12 protein-coding genes and 1 riboswitch are annotated in these 16534 nt (G+C 42.6%); of the genes, 6 read left to right on the forward strand and 6 right to left on the reverse strand.

Translation table 11 applies throughout. The features are described from left to right. Nucleotides 1-10: 10 nt before the first annotated feature. The 3 genes from AAEY93_RS06710 to AAEY93_RS06720 all read left to right on the forward strand — a co-directional run bounded on the left by AAEY93_RS06710 (nt 11) and on the right by AAEY93_RS06720 (nt 3438). Nucleotides 11-1678, forward strand: coding sequence for a flagellar assembly protein A (locus AAEY93_RS06710; RefSeq protein WP_124014145.1), 1668 nt, complete (start codon nt 11-13; stop codon nt 1676-1678). 36 nt (nt 1679-1714) lie between these two features. Then, nucleotides 1715-2086: a DUF4144 family protein gene (locus AAEY93_RS06715; protein WP_124014144.1), complete on the forward strand. Its 372-nt coding sequence runs from the start codon at nt 1715-1717 to the stop codon at nt 2084-2086. Nucleotides 2087-2301: 215 nt separating this feature from the next. After that, nucleotides 2302-3438, forward strand: coding sequence for a site-2 protease family protein (locus AAEY93_RS06720; protein WP_101032906.1), 1137 nt, complete (start codon nt 2302-2304; stop codon nt 3436-3438). Nucleotides 3439-3597: 159 nt separating this feature from the next. On the opposite strand, the gene AAEY93_RS06725 is transcribed toward AAEY93_RS06720, so the two are convergent. From AAEY93_RS06725 to AAEY93_RS06735, 3 genes are all read right to left on the reverse strand, one after another. Next, nucleotides 3598-4713, reverse strand: a complete 1116-nt coding sequence (locus tag AAEY93_RS06725; RefSeq protein WP_124014143.1) for a succinylglutamate desuccinylase/aspartoacylase family protein — start codon at nt 4711-4713, stop codon at nt 3598-3600. A gap of 319 nt (nt 4714-5032) precedes the next feature. Beyond that, nucleotides 5033-6439 carry a lysine-sensitive aspartokinase 3 gene (lysC, locus tag AAEY93_RS06730; protein WP_267898630.1) on the reverse strand — a complete coding sequence of 469 codons (1407 nt, stop codon included), beginning with the start codon at nt 6437-6439 and terminating at the stop codon, nt 5033-5035. A 134-nt stretch (nt 6440-6573) separates the two neighbouring features. Beyond that, nucleotides 6574-6746, reverse strand: a riboswitch (Lysine riboswitch). A gap of 273 nt (nt 6747-7019) precedes the next feature. Then, a complete protein-coding gene (locus tag AAEY93_RS06735) occupies nt 7020-7463 on the reverse strand; it encodes a DUF3293 domain-containing protein (protein WP_351075598.1) in 444 nt (147 codons plus the stop codon). A gap of 675 nt (nt 7464-8138) precedes the next feature. On the opposite strand from AAEY93_RS06735, the gene arcA reads away from it, so the two are divergent. Further along, a complete protein-coding gene (gene arcA, locus AAEY93_RS06740) occupies nt 8139-8855 on the forward strand; it encodes a two-component system response regulator ArcA (protein WP_101032909.1) in 717 nt (238 codons plus the stop codon). Between the two features lie 104 nt (nt 8856-8959). Here arcA and AAEY93_RS06745 read toward each other — a convergent pair whose 3' ends face one another. After that, nucleotides 8960-11263 (reverse strand): S9 family peptidase, encoded by a 2304-nt coding sequence (locus AAEY93_RS06745; protein WP_351075602.1) that lies wholly within the window; start codon nt 11261-11263, stop codon nt 8960-8962. A 168-nt stretch (nt 11264-11431) separates the two neighbouring features. Between AAEY93_RS06745 and AAEY93_RS06750 the strand changes: the two genes are divergently transcribed. Together AAEY93_RS06750 and AAEY93_RS06755 are read left to right on the forward strand one after the other, a co-directional pair. Further along, entirely contained in the window at nt 11432-12424 is a 993-nt protein-coding gene (locus AAEY93_RS06750) for a class 1 fructose-bisphosphatase (RefSeq protein WP_351075605.1), read from the forward strand. 206 nt (nt 12425-12630) lie between these two features. Then, the gene (locus AAEY93_RS06755; RefSeq protein WP_351075608.1) at nt 12631-13830 is read left to right on the forward strand and encodes a tetratricopeptide repeat protein; all 1200 of its coding nucleotides are present in this window, start codon (nt 12631-12633) and stop codon (nt 13828-13830) included. A 127-nt stretch (nt 13831-13957) separates the two neighbouring features. On the opposite strand, the gene AAEY93_RS06760 is transcribed toward AAEY93_RS06755, so the two are convergent. Together AAEY93_RS06760 and AAEY93_RS06765 are read right to left on the reverse strand one after the other, a co-directional pair. Further along, nucleotides 13958-15217 carry a dicarboxylate/amino acid:cation symporter gene (locus tag AAEY93_RS06760; RefSeq protein WP_124014140.1) on the reverse strand — a complete coding sequence of 420 codons (1260 nt, stop codon included), beginning with the start codon at nt 15215-15217 and terminating at the stop codon, nt 13958-13960. A gap of 317 nt (nt 15218-15534) precedes the next feature. After that, a complete protein-coding gene (locus AAEY93_RS06765; protein WP_351075612.1) occupies nt 15535-16521 on the reverse strand; it encodes a DUF7281 domain-containing protein in 987 nt (328 codons plus the stop codon). Nucleotides 16522-16534 lie beyond the last annotated feature (13 nt).

The raw sequence follows: 16534 nt of genomic DNA on the forward strand, positions 1-16534 counted from the left end.
AAAGGATGCTATGTTAGAGCCTTCACTAATCGCACTAAGCGCAGATAAAAGTAAAGCCGAATTACGCATAATTCCCAATACTCATGGTCCCGTGCTAGAAGAGGATATCAACGCCTTACTAACACAGGCAACTTTTGCAATGTTGTTTCCCATTGCCCCTGCCATTAATAAAGCGGTCACTGAAGTCAATGCGCTTTGCGGCCAAAATCTAGGGGATCACGAACTGTTTTTTGCGATAGCTGAACGTAAAGATGGTGCAGTGGACATCAATATCAATGACGATAAAATGCAAGCTAGTATGAAAATCACCTCAGCTTGGGGCGGTAAAGACATCACCCTATCAGACGTACTTAATACCCTCAAAAATCAAAAAATTAAAATGGGCTTAAGTAAACCTAACATTATGGGGTTAATGCAACGCTTATCGATTTTACCACCAGGGGAATGCTGTGAGGGCGTTATCGCCTGCGGTAAAGCGGCAGTGAATGGCGAAAATGCCACATTAACCCGTAAGGTAGCTCTGGCGCGAGAACGTTTATTACAACCTCAAGAACGTGAAGACGGCTCGGTCGATATGCGTAATTTAGGCGCATTAATTACCGTTAAGCCCACCGATATATTAATGATTAAGACCCCAGCAACCACTGGTAGCCCAGGATTCAATATCCATGGTGATGTACTGCAACAAATCACAGGTCAAGACAAACCCATGGAGCCCGGTACAGGCACCGGCTTACACCCTAAGGATCCAAACAAACTCATCGCCACAGTTCCAGGCCAACCGGTTGAAAACCGTCAAGGCATGCAAGTCGACGATATACTGCAAATTAAAGATGTTGATGTTCGCTTTGGCCATGTGAATTTTAAAGGTAGTATTTTAATTACCGGCGATGTGCATGAAGGGATGGAAGTCAAAGCCAGTGGTGATGTTACCGTCATGGGGTTTGTTGACTCAGCCACCATTGAAGCGCAAGGTGACGTTATTGTCAGCAAAGGCATCATTGGTCGGTTAATTAAAGACCAAGAGCTCAGTACCAAGATTACCGCCACCGGCCAAATTTGTGCCCAATTTGTACAATATTCTCATCTAGAAGCACAGGGCAATATTTTAGTCACTAAACAGTTGTTACACAGTCATTCAACGTCAGGAGGCTGCATTACCGTCAGTGATGCTCAATCACGACGCGGTGACTTAGTCGGCGGTAAAGCCACCGCGGCAAAGGGGATTAGGGCTATTGTGCTTGGCGCTAAAGCCAGTACCAAAACCGAACTATTTTGTGCTATGCATCAAGGTGAACTAAAGCTACAACTCAAAGAACTGGATGCCGGCATCAAAGGCATGGTTGTCGCCGGATTAGAACTCGAGGCCAGACTGCGTAAATTGCCCCCCAAAGCTGAATGGCAAAGTGATGCGGGTATGGTAGAGCAAGTCAAAATGATGCTTGACCAAAAGAAGCAGATGACCGAGGAGCAAACAAAGGAAGAAGTAGAATATAATCAAAATCTTATTGAAGTAGAAAATTACTATAATAATTACTTTATCAAAGCAGAAAAATACATTTTTAATAACGTGGAAATTCATATTGGCAATGCGTTTAATCGCACCCAACGCGAACATGCCTCATGTGTTGTTAAAAATGTGAATCAAGAAATTTCATACGATTACAGCAACCGTTAGCAGATTAAACCAACCCACATTGATTTACAGGTAACTATGCAACACATACATTGGCCCGCCATACTGCAATTTGATCAAGATGATGAATTAATGTATCTGGCAAACCACCAAGACTGGTTAAGCTTTATTTGCGCCAATCAATTTACCGTCTGCTTGCACGATAAACTGATCGACACCGCAGGTTGCATTTACCACATTGAAACCGCTGAACAAGTCGACGTTGCCAACAATAATGTGGCACAACTCCCCTACTTGGTGAAACAAGACCAGCAAATGAACGTACTGCAAATGTTGCCTCTTGTCCGTCAATTTGGCCAGTTTCAAGGCCATTGTTGCAGTGCAAAGATAATCTTTACGACCGTTGAACAAGGTATCGCCACCGTTGCCGAATTAGAACAGCTTTATTAAAAGCGTGACTTCCGCTTTAGATAACAGCCCATATCACAGCGTTTTTACTGTTATCAACCTTAACCTTACCGACGTAATGCTTAGCTTAATCACTCAGTCATAAACCTAAGATTAAAATTAAGATTAACGAATATAATTGTCGAACCCATTGAGCTAGTGACATCGCTCTGGCAAAATGCCCGATGCTCAACGTCCATAACCCCAGAGAATCCTTAATGGAATTATTAAATATTGAATGTCTAGGTAAACGTCTGCGATTAGAAGGCTCGATTGCGGGTTGGCAGCAACTTTATTGGGACAATCAACTGGTATCGCAAAAGTCTGCGAGTGCTTCCGACCAAGCCTTTCATATCCATTCATTTGAACTGACAACGCACACATCCGTCCCGACTGAAACCAATACTAACGATGACGAAACCGTTAAGCCAAGTATTGGTTCACTTCCAGTACGATTAGAAATCGATGTTAACTGGCAGCCATTCCAGCTTGATTACTGCTTATTAATTGATGATGAAACCATCACCCAAGGGCAAAGAACCGTTGAAGAGATTGAACGTCAAACCCCTGAAGTCGCCGCGGTAAAAACTCAAAAAATCAGTGTTGTTGGACTTGCATCATTAGGTTTTAAACTGTTAAAAAGTGCCAAAGTGGTTAAAGTCCTTTTTGCTGGAGCTAGTGTTGCAGCCTATTCTTGGCTATTTTCATTTCAATTTGCCTTAGCACTCATCGGTTGCTTAATGTTCCATGAATACGGTCATATTCGAGCAATGAAGCATTTCGGTATGAAAACAAAAGGTATCTATTTAATCCCTTTTGTTGGTGGCTTAGCGTTAAGTGATGAGCGGATCAACACCCGTTGGCAAGACGTGTATATTTCAATTATGGGCCCCACTTTTGGGCTGATTTTATCAATTATTTGTGTCGGACTTTATTGGATAACAGGTAACATATTCTTTGCTGGGTTAGCGGCATTCAATGCCCTGCTAAATCTATTTAATTTACTGCCCATTTTACCGCTTGATGGCGGCCATATTCTGAAAAGTATTAGCTTCTCCATGAACAGCTTAATTGGCCTGGTCGCCTGTGCCGCGGGTGCCGCTATAGGGGTCTTTATCAGCTATAGCTTAGGCTTAGCGCTTCTCGGCTTTTTGCTGCTTATTGGCAGTATCGAAATCATTGTCGAATGGCGTGGACGCCACCAAAGCCATTTATTACCCTTAGATCGTTACGGACAAATTTTCTCTACCGTATGGTATTTGCTCACAGTGGCAAGCTTAGTAGGTATTATTTGGTACTTTGCCGCTTCAGGCGACGAGATGTTGGCCATTCCACTGCAGATTTTAGGCAGCTAATTAACCGCCCATATAATGAGTTCCTATTACAACGTTTCTATTTCAGAGAACTCAAAACGGATAATAATAATGCCTGCAATATGCAGGCATTATTATAGCTGTTTTACAAAGCAACACCGAGAGGATTTAGTATCAAAACGGGGGGTTGATAACATCACATTAGTGGGTTATCGAAAACACCTTGGTCATCACCTTATACAGTTCAGTCCCTTGGTGAACTGACGCTGAAGCAAAGTGTAAAATTGGCACGCAATCCATGGGTAAACTAATGGCTTGATAAGCCTGTTCAGTGCCATAAAGATCAATGCGTAAAATATTCACCAATGGTTGCCCTGCTGCTAACGGCTCACCCAGTACCGCGCGATATTCGATTAAACCAGCTTTAGGTGCATGAAACTTTTTGTAGTCACATAAGTAACAACCAAATCGAGGCATATCTGCTGGAGTGACTTTTTCAGCAATCACACCACGATAACTTAAATAAGCCAATATGCCTTTGGCATCTTCTAACGCGTCGGCTAAATCAATTCGTTCTTGACTGGCGAGCTCTAAGGTAAATGCAGACACGGGTACCGAAAACTCACGACCTTGGCTCGCGGCATATTCGGTTAACTGCCACCATGGACAAAACGTGGCTTCATCCATCGCTCCGCCAAAACTATTAGGCATAATCAGCGTGTATGGGATCGAAAAAAATCTCGCCGCATCCGCATCATACTCAGGGCAATACAAATGCTTGCACGACTTAGGCCCAGTATGTAAATCAAGCACTATATCTGCTTGATGTGCCATGGTTTGTAAACTCACAGCCAACCGATGACCGGTAGAGAGCCCAAAAGGGAGCTCCAATCGAGCCTGACAAGCTCCAACCAACATTGAACGATAAGCCTGAAACAGTTCATTATCGTTTAAATGTTGATGCTCGGTATACCAAGCTTGCACCTTGATGTTGTGATCAAAATACTCTCGGTTCCAATTCACCCCAGTTATCGGATCAAACCGTCCTAAGGTAAACTCACCACTCTTTTGATTAATCCCTAATGGATTGGCCAATGGCGCAAGCGTAATATCACCTAGTACTTGATAACCTTCTAACAAGGTCATCAGTTGATAAATCACTGCATTTCCCTGCACTTCGGCACCATGAACATTGGCCTGAATATAAACGCTGGGCGAAAACAACTCACTGCCAGAGAATGTATATAACGGCACGGTCAATGCTTGCCCCGTCGCCAGTTCTCCGACCTGCACTGACGATTGTATTGCTTTAGTCATATGATGATACCAATCTCATTAAATATCTGGTCAGTTCAGAGTCTCTCAGGTTTTTCAATTCAAGGCGCATTGATGTAGAAATGGTTGTTCCCTTTTAAATCGATGCAACACAGAAGTGGAATACCTGAGAGACTCCATTCTGGCGGGTTTCAAAGTACTTTATGCTTCGTTAGATATTTTCAAAATACGACGGCATGGATGCTGGAGGTAGAGTAACGCAGGAGCTTGTTACCGAGAATAACTATTCGCTTCAATCATCTGCCTTGCCTACAGCACTTTGAACTCCCGCTGAAAGATCGCATATTTAATAGGATTGGTATTACTCAAACAGATTTTGATGCAAGGCATTAACCACTTGCGCCGCTTCCGACTCTGCCACTAGGACACATAAATTATGTGGGCTGGCGCCTTGGCAAATCATCCTTACATTATGGTTTTCCAGCACCTTAAATACGCGACTACAAACACCCGCAGTCGATGCAATACGATTACCTATAATGGCGATTAAGGCTAAGTTCTCTTCGACGCGAACACCACAATGCTGCGATAACTCTTGCAATAATGACTCACTTAACAAGCCGTGTCCGCTCGAATCAGAACCGGTTTTATCTAAGGTCAATGCCACGTTAACTTCAGAGGTGGTAATGAGATCCACCGAAATTTTATGTCGAGCTAAAGTCGCAAACGTTTCTGCTAAAAAACCCTGAGCATGTAACATTTGTAAGCTATGCAAGTTAAGTAATGTTTGATCGCGGCGCAATGCCACAGCTCTAAATACTGGGGTATCGTCTACTTGATGGCGGATCCAAGTTCCGCCCATTTCAGGGGCTTTACTTGATCCCACAAACACCTGAATTTTTTGTCTCACAGCCGGTAAAATGGTGGCGGGATGCAATACTTTAGCGCCAAAGGTGGCCATCTCAGCCGCCTCATTAAAGCTAATTTCGGCAATGGGACGCGCATTAGGGGCAAGCCGTGGATCAGTGGTATAAATACCGGCGACATCGGTCCAAATTTCAACCGCTGTGGCACGGAGCGCTTCAGCCAGTAATGCCGCCGAATAATCACTGCCACCACGGCCTAATGTTGTGGTTCGGCCACTGTCATCAGCTCCAATAAATCCTTGGGTGACAATGATATAACGAGCAAGTAAGGGTTTTAAAAAATCACCAGCAAGCGTTGAAATGACTTCAATCTGTGGTTCTGCACGGCCAAAATAGCTGTCGGTACGCAGCACCTGACGCACATCGAAATGATTTGAAGCGGTGCCTTTTTCCCGAATAACCGCTGAAAATAAAATCGATGAACATTGCTCACCCGTTGACAGCAATTCGTCCATAATCGCTTTGCTGCGATCAAGTTCTAACGATTCACTTAATACTGACATTCGGCTCAGAATTTTATCAATACTGGCCGCCACGTCTTGTGGACGGCCTAATTCATCGAGAATCGCATATTGAATTTGAGCAATTTGCTTAAGGAGTACTAGTCGTCGTTCATCGTTGACATTAGCTTGAGTCAGCTCAACTAATAAATTGGTGACACCACTGGAGGCACTCACCACCACGAGACGAGTGGCTTGGTTAGCCAAGACAATATTGGCACAACGACTCATAGAGGCGTAATCAGCAACCGACGTACCGCCAAATTTGGCTACGACTAATTCTGATGTGGCTATTTCAGGCACCACGGTTTCAAGAACAACAGTTTCAGAGATAATGCTCATACTGATGCCTCCGCAGTTTGCCAAAGACTAGAAAATAAGACGTGATTTACTAACATGATATACGCTCCGAACACACTACGTTCGAAGAGCCTGGTGCTAAGATAACGCACCCTTATAGAAGGGAAACAGCAATCATCACCAGAAGCTCTCCACCAAAAAAAGGTGACAATCGTTAGGATTCAGCCTAAACGACCGATATCAATGTTCGCCAAACAAACTGATACCTCGGCGCTAATCTCCATCATAAGTTGTCATCGGACTGGCATCCTCTCACTTACTACCTAGTTAACGCTCCTCTTCTGTTTCTCCCGAAGGAGAGCTGTTGAAAATAGCAACAAATGCCCTAACAAGTCAATCAACAAACCCAGTAAAAAAACACTGTTTTGATAAAAATATCTTTGTTGTTAGATAATCTGTCGTAGCGATAGCGGATCTGTCATTGTTCTATATTAGAAAAAAGCCAATATATACGCAAAAAAAACCAAATAACGCAATTAATCGAGACAATATATATTTTATTGTCTCGATTAATGACTCAAAACATTCAGTAGCGATTAAGCGCTCTAAATTAACCCAGCGCTCATCCAGTATAGAAACTAATCTCTGGCAGTTCATTAACCAGCCGTAATCGCTGATTAAATGCGCCCATTTCAACGTCAGGTTTGATGGTATCAAGACACGCAACCAGAGATATCAAACCTTGATTAACGTAATAAATTGCATGTTGATTTAACTCTCTTCCTAGCTCAACAGCCTGTTCTTTATCAATAAAAACTGCCCAGCTTTTTTCCATATGTGACCAATCAGCGGCCGCACCGATTAAGGCACGATAGGGCCGATTATACTGTTGGATTTTAGATTGAAGCTGATGATCAAGTAAACGATTTTGACTCGGTGAGAGGCTAGTCCCCCGGGGGTTATGAGCGGTAACTATAGCAAATGGGAAATCATTAGAAAGGCGTTGGGTGAACAAAAAATGAGTCGTTTGATATTCATACCACAATGTATCGATAACATTTTCCATAATATTTTTTCGTTAATTAAGCCAAAATGAGTCTAACAATTAGGTTAGATATCGAAAAGATTTGCGATCTAATCACCAGTTTAATACTTAAAAATCATTTATTATTATCAACTTAGTAATATTAATCTTTTATATACTTGACTGTTATATTAATTTTTTAACATTTAATTTGTTAACAAATGCCTAAAACGAGTACAATAGCATCACGCACTATTAAATCATTGTAGCAAAGTTGGCTACATACACCTGAAAATCTCAGCATATATTGTTGTGAGCGTGAAGATTTATTGATGTAAAGTTTACAGTCGTACTAAATTTGTTCTACATTTGATAAAACATTAATACGATTAAATAAGTTTGCGACAGGAAGGAACTATCTTTCTAAATGGCATTCATAGTAAGTAAGCCTAGGTGCAACAAATTTTACACCACTTTTTACACCATCATGCATAAGTGTAAACGCGTACCTTAGCGTAATGGCAATTAGTTAACGCAAGCAGACTCAGTAACCCGCATTAAGCGTTACGTCATCGAGTTTATAGAGAGTGTTTAATTCAGGGTAGACATAGATAAACACCCAAAAATATCGGAATAATAGCGCATATGTTAACGCGCTATTGCAATCTATTAGCACACCGTGGCTAGAATCGAATTTTATAAAATCAGGTATATATTATGCAAAATCCGCACATTTTAATTGTTGAAGATGAAGCAGTAACTCGTAATACATTGCGCAGTATTTTTGAAGCTGAAGGCTATGTTGTCACCGAAGCCAATGACGGCGCAGAAATGCATAGAGCCATGCAAGAAAACAAGATAAACCTTGTTGTTATGGACATTAACTTACCAGGTAAAAACGGCTTATTATTAGCACGTGAACTACGTGAAATTAATAACATCGGTCTTATTTTCTTGACCGGTCGAGATAATGAAGTTGATAAAATTTTAGGGCTTGAAATTGGTGCAGATGACTATATCACTAAACCATTCAACCCTCGCGAATTAACGATCCGTGCCCGTAACCTGTTAACTCGCGTTAATAATGCGGCGGCGGAAACCGAAGAAAAAGGTTCTGTTGAGTTTTACCGCTTTAACGGCTGGAGCCTAGAAATTAATAGCCGCTCTTTGGTTACTCCACAAGGTGAATCTTACAAGCTACCACGCAGCGAATTTCGTGCGATGCTTCATTTTGTTGAAAATCCAGGCAAGATTTTAACTCGTGCTGATTTACTGCTAAAAATGACCGGCCGTGAGTTAAAACCCCACGACCGCACTGTTGATGTGACGATCCGTCGTATCCGTAAGCACTTTGAAAGCTTACCTGACACGCCAGAAATCATCGCGACTATTCACGGTGAAGGCTATCGTTTTTGTGGCGACTTAGAAGCGTGATCCGCTTAAGTTAACCGTTTAAGTTAACCGCAATAAAAAACCAGGTGGGTCTCACCTGGTTTTTTATTGTCTGCTTTTTAGCTAATCATTTAAAAATATATCGCTTATTTTAACTGTTGATCTAAAAATGCCGCTAATGATTTATACAAATGATTACGTACTTTCTCACCGCGCATTGAATGCTTAGACCCCGGGTAATCCATCATCTGGAACAATTTACCTTCATCTTGTAATGCCTTATACACTCGAGTGCTGTTTTCAAACAGTACATTGTCATCAGCCATGCCGTGATACATCAATAAGCCCGACTGATAATCTTTGACGTAAGGTAAAATACTGCTGGCGTCGTAACCTTGTTTGTTGGTTTCTGGGTTGCCCATATAACGTTCAGTGTAATGGGTATCGTACAAACGCCAATCGGTTACGGGTGCCCCCGCTATAGCGGCTTTAAAATAACCTGGCGCCTTAAACTGACTCATTAACGCCATGTAGCCGCCATAACTGTGGCCATAAATGGCAATGTTATCACCATCAACGAAAGGTAAACTGCGTAAGTAATCTACCCCGACCTTTTGGTCACTCACTTCCGCATCACCCATATTTTGATAAATCACATGCTCAAATTGAGTACCACGATGAGCCGAACCCCGGTTATCTAACTGGAATACAACATAACCTTGCTGCAGTAAATACTGAGTAAAATAATCCGCTTCGCTCCAGCTATTGACCACTAACTGCGCATGCGGCCCACCGTATACCCTGACCACAACCGGATACTGTTTAGCTGCATCAAAAGGAACCGGTTTAAATAATCGATACTGCAGTGCTTGGTTATCTTCAGCGGTTACTTGACCAAACTCAGGCATTTGCCATAAACCCGCATAATCATACAGAGGATGGTTGTTATCAATTTCATTTTGCTCAACCCAAGCTAACTGCTTGCCAGTATCATTGTGTAAACTTATTTGTGGCGGTTGCTGTAAGCTACTAAAGTAATCTAAATAAACCGGCTTTTTATCCGCAAATACTGCCTCATGCATACCTGATGCTTGGCTAATTCGCTCAATGGAGTCCATACCTTGTTTCAAGTTAACCCGATACAAATGACGCTCGACCACGCTGTTTTTACGACCGCTAAAATATACCCAGCCCGTGGCTTCATCGACAAATTCAAGCGCATCGACCGCCCAATCACCTTGGGTTAACTGTTTAAGTTGCTTACCTTGTAAGTCAAATAAGTACAGGTGATGAAAACCATCACGTTCAGAGCCCCAAATAAAGGCCGATTGTTGCTTGAGAAAGTGCAAGTCATTGTTTAGGTTAACCCAAGCGTTACTGTGTTCTTCGATCACCGTTGTTACTTGTTTCGGTTTGGTTATCGAAGCTATGCGTAAGTCCAATGTTTGTTGATCGCGGCTTTGCCATTGAAATGACACCCGTTGACTGTCTGGCAACCAATCAACACGAGGTAAATACATGTCTTTTTGTTTGCCTAAATCAATCCAGTTTATGCTTCGATCTTTTAAGCTAACCACTCCCAACTCAATCTCAACGTTAGCTTTGCCAGCATAAGGGTAACGCTGATCGGTTAATTTAATACCGTCGGCATAAATTTCATTACGGGTCACTAACTCAACACCCGTTTCATCGATTCGAGTAAAGGCAATAGCAGACTCATCGGGCGCCCACCAATATCCTGTCATGCGATCCATTTCTTCTTGGGCGACAAACTCTGCCATGGCATTTTTAATCGGCCCTTTACCATCGGTCGTTAACGCACTGACTTTGTGTGTGTCTAGGGCTAATATAAATAAATTTTGATCGCGTACAAACGACACAAAGTGGCCTTTAGGTGACAAACGCGCATCGGTGGCAAAGCCTGCTCCAATGGCTAATTCAACCACGTTATTCGTTGGAACATCAAATAAGTACAATTTACCCGCAGCCGGAATTAAAATATGTTGGCTGTCTTCAGACCAAAAATACTCCATGATCCCTTGGCCATAAATACGTTGGCGCTCACGGCGAGCTTTCTCTTCATCAGACAATTCCCCTGCGTCTAATTGTTCCGCATTAATCAACACGCTGCGCTTACCTGTCGCGATATCCATTTGCCATAAATCATAGAAATGCTGGTTATCAGCTCGACTCGATAAATAAGTCACCCGCTTACCATTAGGTGACAAGGCTAATCCACGAGGACTTGAACCTGCTAATGCCGGTGACGCATGAATACGCTCAATGGTCAGTGGCATATTATTACCTGGTATCGCAGTCAATGTCGCGGTGGTAGATGAGTTCATAATGCTGCCTTTAACGTTTGCTGTTACTGAAAAAACCGGGCTGGAAAAAAGAAGTGGCACGACAGATACTGCCGCTAAAGCATGATGCTTCCATGTTGTTGTCATTATTATTAATCCTTGGGCAATTCAATCCGCCCACATTTTGCCTTAATTTGCTCTAAAACCAAAACCCGACACAACAATCGCTGAAATTAGCGCTATTGTGGGGTATGATTTGCTGCATAATAATGTACAAAATCGACCTTAAACCTCACACATGTCATAGGAAATACCATGCAGACTTTGGCACAAACCCTTAGCGCACAATCCGTAAACTCGTCTTTAACCCAATTATTATTCACCTTAGCGGACACCTCAAAAGCCATTAGTGTTGCGGTTCGGCGCGGCGCCTTAGCAGGCGTTTTAGGCGCAACCGATCAAGAAAACGTTCAAGGCGAAACCCAGAAAAAACTGGATGTGATCACCAATGACATGCTTAAAAATGCTCTCAAAACCGATGGCCATGTTCGCGGTTTAGCCTCAGAAGAAGAGGATTACGTGGTTGAAGTTAATACTCAAGGTGAGTACCTAGTGTGTTTTGACCCGCTCGACGGCTCGTCAAATATTGATATCAATTCACTCGTCGGCACCATTTTCTCGGTATTACCCGCACCCGCTGGAGAGTTAAATGAGCAAAGTTTTTTACAAGCTGGGCGTAAACAAGTGGCAGCGGGTTATGTATTGTATGGCCCATCAACCATGATGGCGTTAACCACTGGCCAAGGTACTCAGTTTTATACTCTCGATCCCGACAGCCAAGAATTTTTACTGACCGACGATAACGTGCAGATCACCCCAGACACGGCTGAGTTTGCCATTAATATGTCAAACCAACGTTTTTGGGAAGCGCCAATACAAACCTATATTGCTGATTTGTTACTCGGGGAAATAGGCCCACGCGAGCAATCGTTTAACATGCGTTGGATTGCGGCAATGGTCGGTGATGTGCACCGAGTATTGTGCCGTGGCGGTATTTTTACCTACCCTACAGATAACAAAAATCCAGCCAGACCATTCAAATTGCGCTTAATGTACGAAGCGAACCCAATGGCGTTACTGGTTGAGCAAGCTGGCGGAAAAGCATCAACGGGTTATGAAACCATTTTGGATATTCAGCCAACGGCAATCCACCAGCGTGTTGCGGTAATTTTAGGCAGTGCCAACGAAGTCGATACTTGCTTAAGCTACCACGGTATTGATTACAGCGAAGAGCCATCAATTGATTAATTAAGTATGTTGTAGAAAAACCGCCTGTTGGCGGTTTTTTCATTTCTGCGCTGCAGTTGAACTCATTGATGATCTGACTGAAGCGAATAAACACAGTTAACCAAAATACAAATTTGAATCATTAGGCAAGAGTAAAGAAGCATTTCTTTACAATAACTTAAATACCCACTACGTTATTGAAAGGGTATTAATAAAGGACTATAACGATGCCGCCCGCCAGATCATCGAATAAAAATAAATATATTGCGGCGGTTTTACTTTTACTGCTTATTAGCATGAGTGCTTATGCTTATCTGATGCCCACTAAAGCCCCAGCAATAGAAACTGGCACTATTTTAGTGCTTCCAGTGCAACTGGCAACAGGCAGCACAGACTCGCAATGGAATCCCTATGCCGCGATGGATGTGCTTATCAATCAGCTAAATGTCGGTGTTAGTTACCCATTACTGCAAACCGAAGATATTATCAATATCATCTCGCTTATCTCTAATGATCACTTGAGCCAAGCTGTCGATATTAAGCAATTAATGGCCGTCTCCGGCGCGGGATTAGTGATTGAATCCCGTATTACCAGCGCCAATAATCAATATCAATTAGCGTTTACATTACATCAGCAGCATCATACAGAAGCGGGCGTCGTTAACGCTTCAAGTATCGAGCAAGCTATATTAGCAACATCAAGCTTGATTACTCAGCAGCTCAATCCACAACACAATCCACAACACAACCCACAACACAATAAGACAGCAACTCAATACCATTCACGCTATAGTACACCGCTGTTGTTCAGTGCAATGACACAGCTACAACTTGGTGACACTAAGGCTGCTGAGCAGCACTTATCCAAGCTCATACACTCCACACCCGACAACTTAGTTGCCATGCGTCTACTGGCCAGCATCCAATTGCAGCAACATCAATATGAACAGCTTAATACCACATTGATAGCAGCAATCGACCAAGCTACACATCAGCAAGATGAGCGAGAGCTAGCCAGACTCAGATTGTTATTAGCGCAAAGCTACACCGAAACCGACAGGATAGAACAAGCATTAGGCGTACTTACCATTGCAAAAACCAATGCTGCTAAAGTGAAAGACTGGCTAACATTGGGCTATATTTCACAGCTTGCAGGCATGATAAACCAGCGCATAGGTCGTAATGATAAAGCCAGGGAGCAGTTTAAAAAAGCCATTGAATATCATCAAATGATGAACTATCCCATCGGGCAAACACAGGCGTTGAATGAATTGGCAGAACTTGAGGTGATTGAGTTCAACTACCCACAAGCTTACCGCTATATTAATCGCTCTTATGAACAAGTTGCTCATCGCGGTTTAGATAATTTAGAAAAGTCTACATTCAAGATTATGACCAAGATAGAAAATAAAATGCAGCATAGATAGCATCTACTATATTCGACACAACAGGTTCGTAAACATAAGACCTTAAACATAACACTTTAAACATAACACCTTAGACATAAAAATGGCCTGCTATGCAGGCCATTTTATTAATACAGCTAAACGAATCTTATACTTTCTCAGCTGCAATTTTTGCAGTCTCAAGCTGATGCGCTTGTTCAGTTTGATCGACAATGGTTAATACCGCAGTATCACCAACCACGTTACATGAGGTTAATACCATATCGATAATACGATCTAATGCCGCGACAATCACAAATGCCTCTACTGGTAAGCCTAATTGGTAAATCAGTACCCCAATCATCACCATACCACCACCAGGCACACCACCTGCACCCACTGACAATAAAAACACACTAAACAGTAACGACGGGATTTGATCATTGCTGATTGGCATACCAAAGGCGTTAGCCACAAAGAATATCGCAATAGTAATGTAAATCGACACCCCGCCCATGTTCATGGTTGCACCCAGTGGCACACCAAAACCAGCCACCGCTTGACTCACACCTAGCTTGTCAGTAAGGGTACGCATGGTTACCGGAATAGTGGCGTTTGAGCTAGCGGTAGACAATGAGAATAGTATTTGTTCTTGGGTTTTTTCTCTGAACGTTTTCGCTGAAATAGGGGTGAATAGGCTGACAGCAAATGGATATACGATAAAAATCCAAATCAATAATAGGGCTAAAATAAGCACTAAATATTCAACAACACTGACAAAAATTTCAGGTTCTAAGGTTGCACCTAATTTAAACATCAAGGCAAATACCCCGTATGGCGCTAAACTCATTACCACCGAAATTAAGCGCATCATGATTTTATTGGCAGTTTGAAACCCTTTTACCGCCCCCTCAACGGAATGCCCCAATGATTTGATCACGCCGCCTATTAATAGCGCCATAAAAATCACTTGCAGCATATTGCCAGAGGTGAAGGCTGAAAAAGGATTATTTGGCACTATACTGACAATTAACGACATTAAATCTGGCAGTTCTGTCGCGGTAATATCCAGCGAACCGCTGCTCGACATATCCACCCCTTTACCGGGTTCAAATACCATCGCGACGGTAAATGCAGCTAAAATGGCTATCATGGTATTGATAATATAAAAGCCAAAGGTTTTACCACCTAAACGGCCAAAGCTTTTTAAATCTTGTAACTCACACACACCGCAGACAATACTCACAAACACCAGTGGGACCACTAGCATCATGATCATATTGACAAACATAGTGCCGACACCACTTGCCAGACTCACTAATGTGCCACCAAAAAAAGCATTATCGGCTAATAAAAACTGCACAATACTGCCAAGCACAACCCCTAGAAATAGACCGATAAAGATCCGTGCTGAAAGTGATTTTGTCATTTTTTTTCCCTTCGAAATGCAACATCGGTTGCTATTTATTATTATTGCACCCAATCCTAGGTGTGTTTTATTATTCGAGCGCAGTGATATTGAGACATTGACACCGATAATTCAATCATCATTAGAACAAAGCTGACCACTTATACTCTGTATTAATTGAACACACCCACAAAGGCCATAATAAACAGAATGTTGACTATGATAAAACCTTGAATGATGAGTGTTGAACTGTGGTAAAAACCCACTTAACACAAGTTCAATGGTGCTTAATTAGTGGTGAGTACTTAATGGCTGATGGTCAACAATGATCATAGCGGCTAAAAGTGCAGTAACGACAATACGAGCTTTTTTGCTTGCATGTGCTGTTGCTTAATACTGACGTGATAACGCACAACCCAAGCTACTAGCTGGTCCCAATCCGCTGATGAACCTATGGCGTTGGCAGTATCATCATAGGTCAATGAGCCAAGCGAATGTTGATGTGATAAAGGCGGTTGATGAGTATGTGTCATCGGCGCCACATTGTTGTTAGCGGCCAATATCTTGGTCAGATAAGCTAACTGGCGATGCTGCTTATGAAAGTCTGCCGTTGAATTAATTTGCGGCAACGCCAATAGTGTCGCCGGTGCACGGAGGGCTAATTGAGGCACAATGAGACGTTGGCAATGATCTAGGGTGTTGGCGATCATTAACCCAGCGGGATCCAAGTCGGTAAAGGCAATCACCTGTATTTTTGTCGGGTTAATTAAGTGTAAAAAGCGCTTTCGCCCTGCGGGAGAATAGTGATGGCTACCACGATATAACACCATACTATTGTCGATGATTGTCTGTAAATCTGGCGCAAATGAATAGCCAAACAGGTTATCAAAGCTGTCGAGGTTTTCGACCACAATAAGATTAGCGATATTCAGTCGCTGGCAAAGTGCTAGTGCACTATCGACTTTTAATCGCAGTGAACAATTATGCATCATCATTAAGTCGACCGCTGGATCAGCCACTAGGGCTTGAGCAATCCTAGAGGAAAGTTTGATTAATACGTAATCGGCTTCTGGGCTGATATTTGCGTATTTTTCATTGGCACTGTGGTGTGACATCTGCTGGCGGGCCATATCAAAATCAAGCGAGAGAATATCTAAGCCCGAATCAATTTGAGCCATTTCACGCAGTAAAATATAATCGCTAGAGGTTAAATACAGGTGTTTTTCAGCGCCATCTGGCTCACCTATTTGCCACAGATGATATAACGTCTTCCAACTAGCATTGAAAGGCACACGCGGCAAACGTTGCTTTGCAGCGCGGGCCATTATGTGTAACTGA

It is taken from the genome of Shewanella sp. CAL98-MNA-CIBAN-0140 (assembly GCF_040309905.1).
Lineage (GTDB): Bacteria > Pseudomonadota > Gammaproteobacteria > Enterobacterales > Shewanellaceae > Shewanella > Shewanella psychromarinicola.

Excerpts from the sequence above, each read along its gene's own strand:
- AAEY93_RS06710 (WP_124014145.1), top strand. The coding sequence starts at position 11 with ATGTTAGAGCCTTCACTAATCGCACTAAGCGCAGATAAAAGTAAAGCC.
- AAEY93_RS06715 (WP_124014144.1), top strand. The coding sequence starts at position 1,715 with ATGCAACACATACATTGGCCCGCCATACTGCAATTTGATCAAGATGAT.
- AAEY93_RS06720 (WP_101032906.1), top strand. The coding sequence starts at position 2,302 with ATGGAATTATTAAATATTGAATGTCTAGGTAAACGTCTGCGATTAGAA.
- AAEY93_RS06725 (WP_124014143.1), bottom strand. The coding sequence starts at position 4,713 with ATGACTAAAGCAATACAATCGTCAGTGCAGGTCGGAGAACTGGCGACG.
- lysC (WP_267898630.1), bottom strand. The coding sequence starts at position 6,439 with ATGAGCATTATCTCTGAAACTGTTGTTCTTGAAACCGTGGTGCCTGAA.
- AAEY93_RS06735 (WP_351075598.1), bottom strand. The coding sequence starts at position 7,463 with ATGGAAAATGTTATCGATACATTGTGGTATGAATATCAAACGACTCAT.
- arcA (WP_101032909.1), top strand. The coding sequence starts at position 8,139 with ATGCAAAATCCGCACATTTTAATTGTTGAAGATGAAGCAGTAACTCGT.
- AAEY93_RS06745 (WP_351075602.1), bottom strand. The coding sequence starts at position 11,263 with ATGACAACAACATGGAAGCATCATGCTTTAGCGGCAGTATCTGTCGTG.
- AAEY93_RS06750 (WP_351075605.1), top strand. The coding sequence starts at position 11,432 with ATGCAGACTTTGGCACAAACCCTTAGCGCACAATCCGTAAACTCGTCT.
- AAEY93_RS06755 (WP_351075608.1), top strand. The coding sequence starts at position 12,631 with ATGCCGCCCGCCAGATCATCGAATAAAAATAAATATATTGCGGCGGTT.
- AAEY93_RS06760 (WP_124014140.1), bottom strand. The coding sequence starts at position 15,217 with ATGACAAAATCACTTTCAGCACGGATCTTTATCGGTCTATTTCTAGGG.
- AAEY93_RS06765 (WP_351075612.1), bottom strand. The coding sequence starts at position 16,521 with ATGGCCCGCGCTGCAAAGCAACGTTTGCCGCGTGTGCCTTTCAATGCT.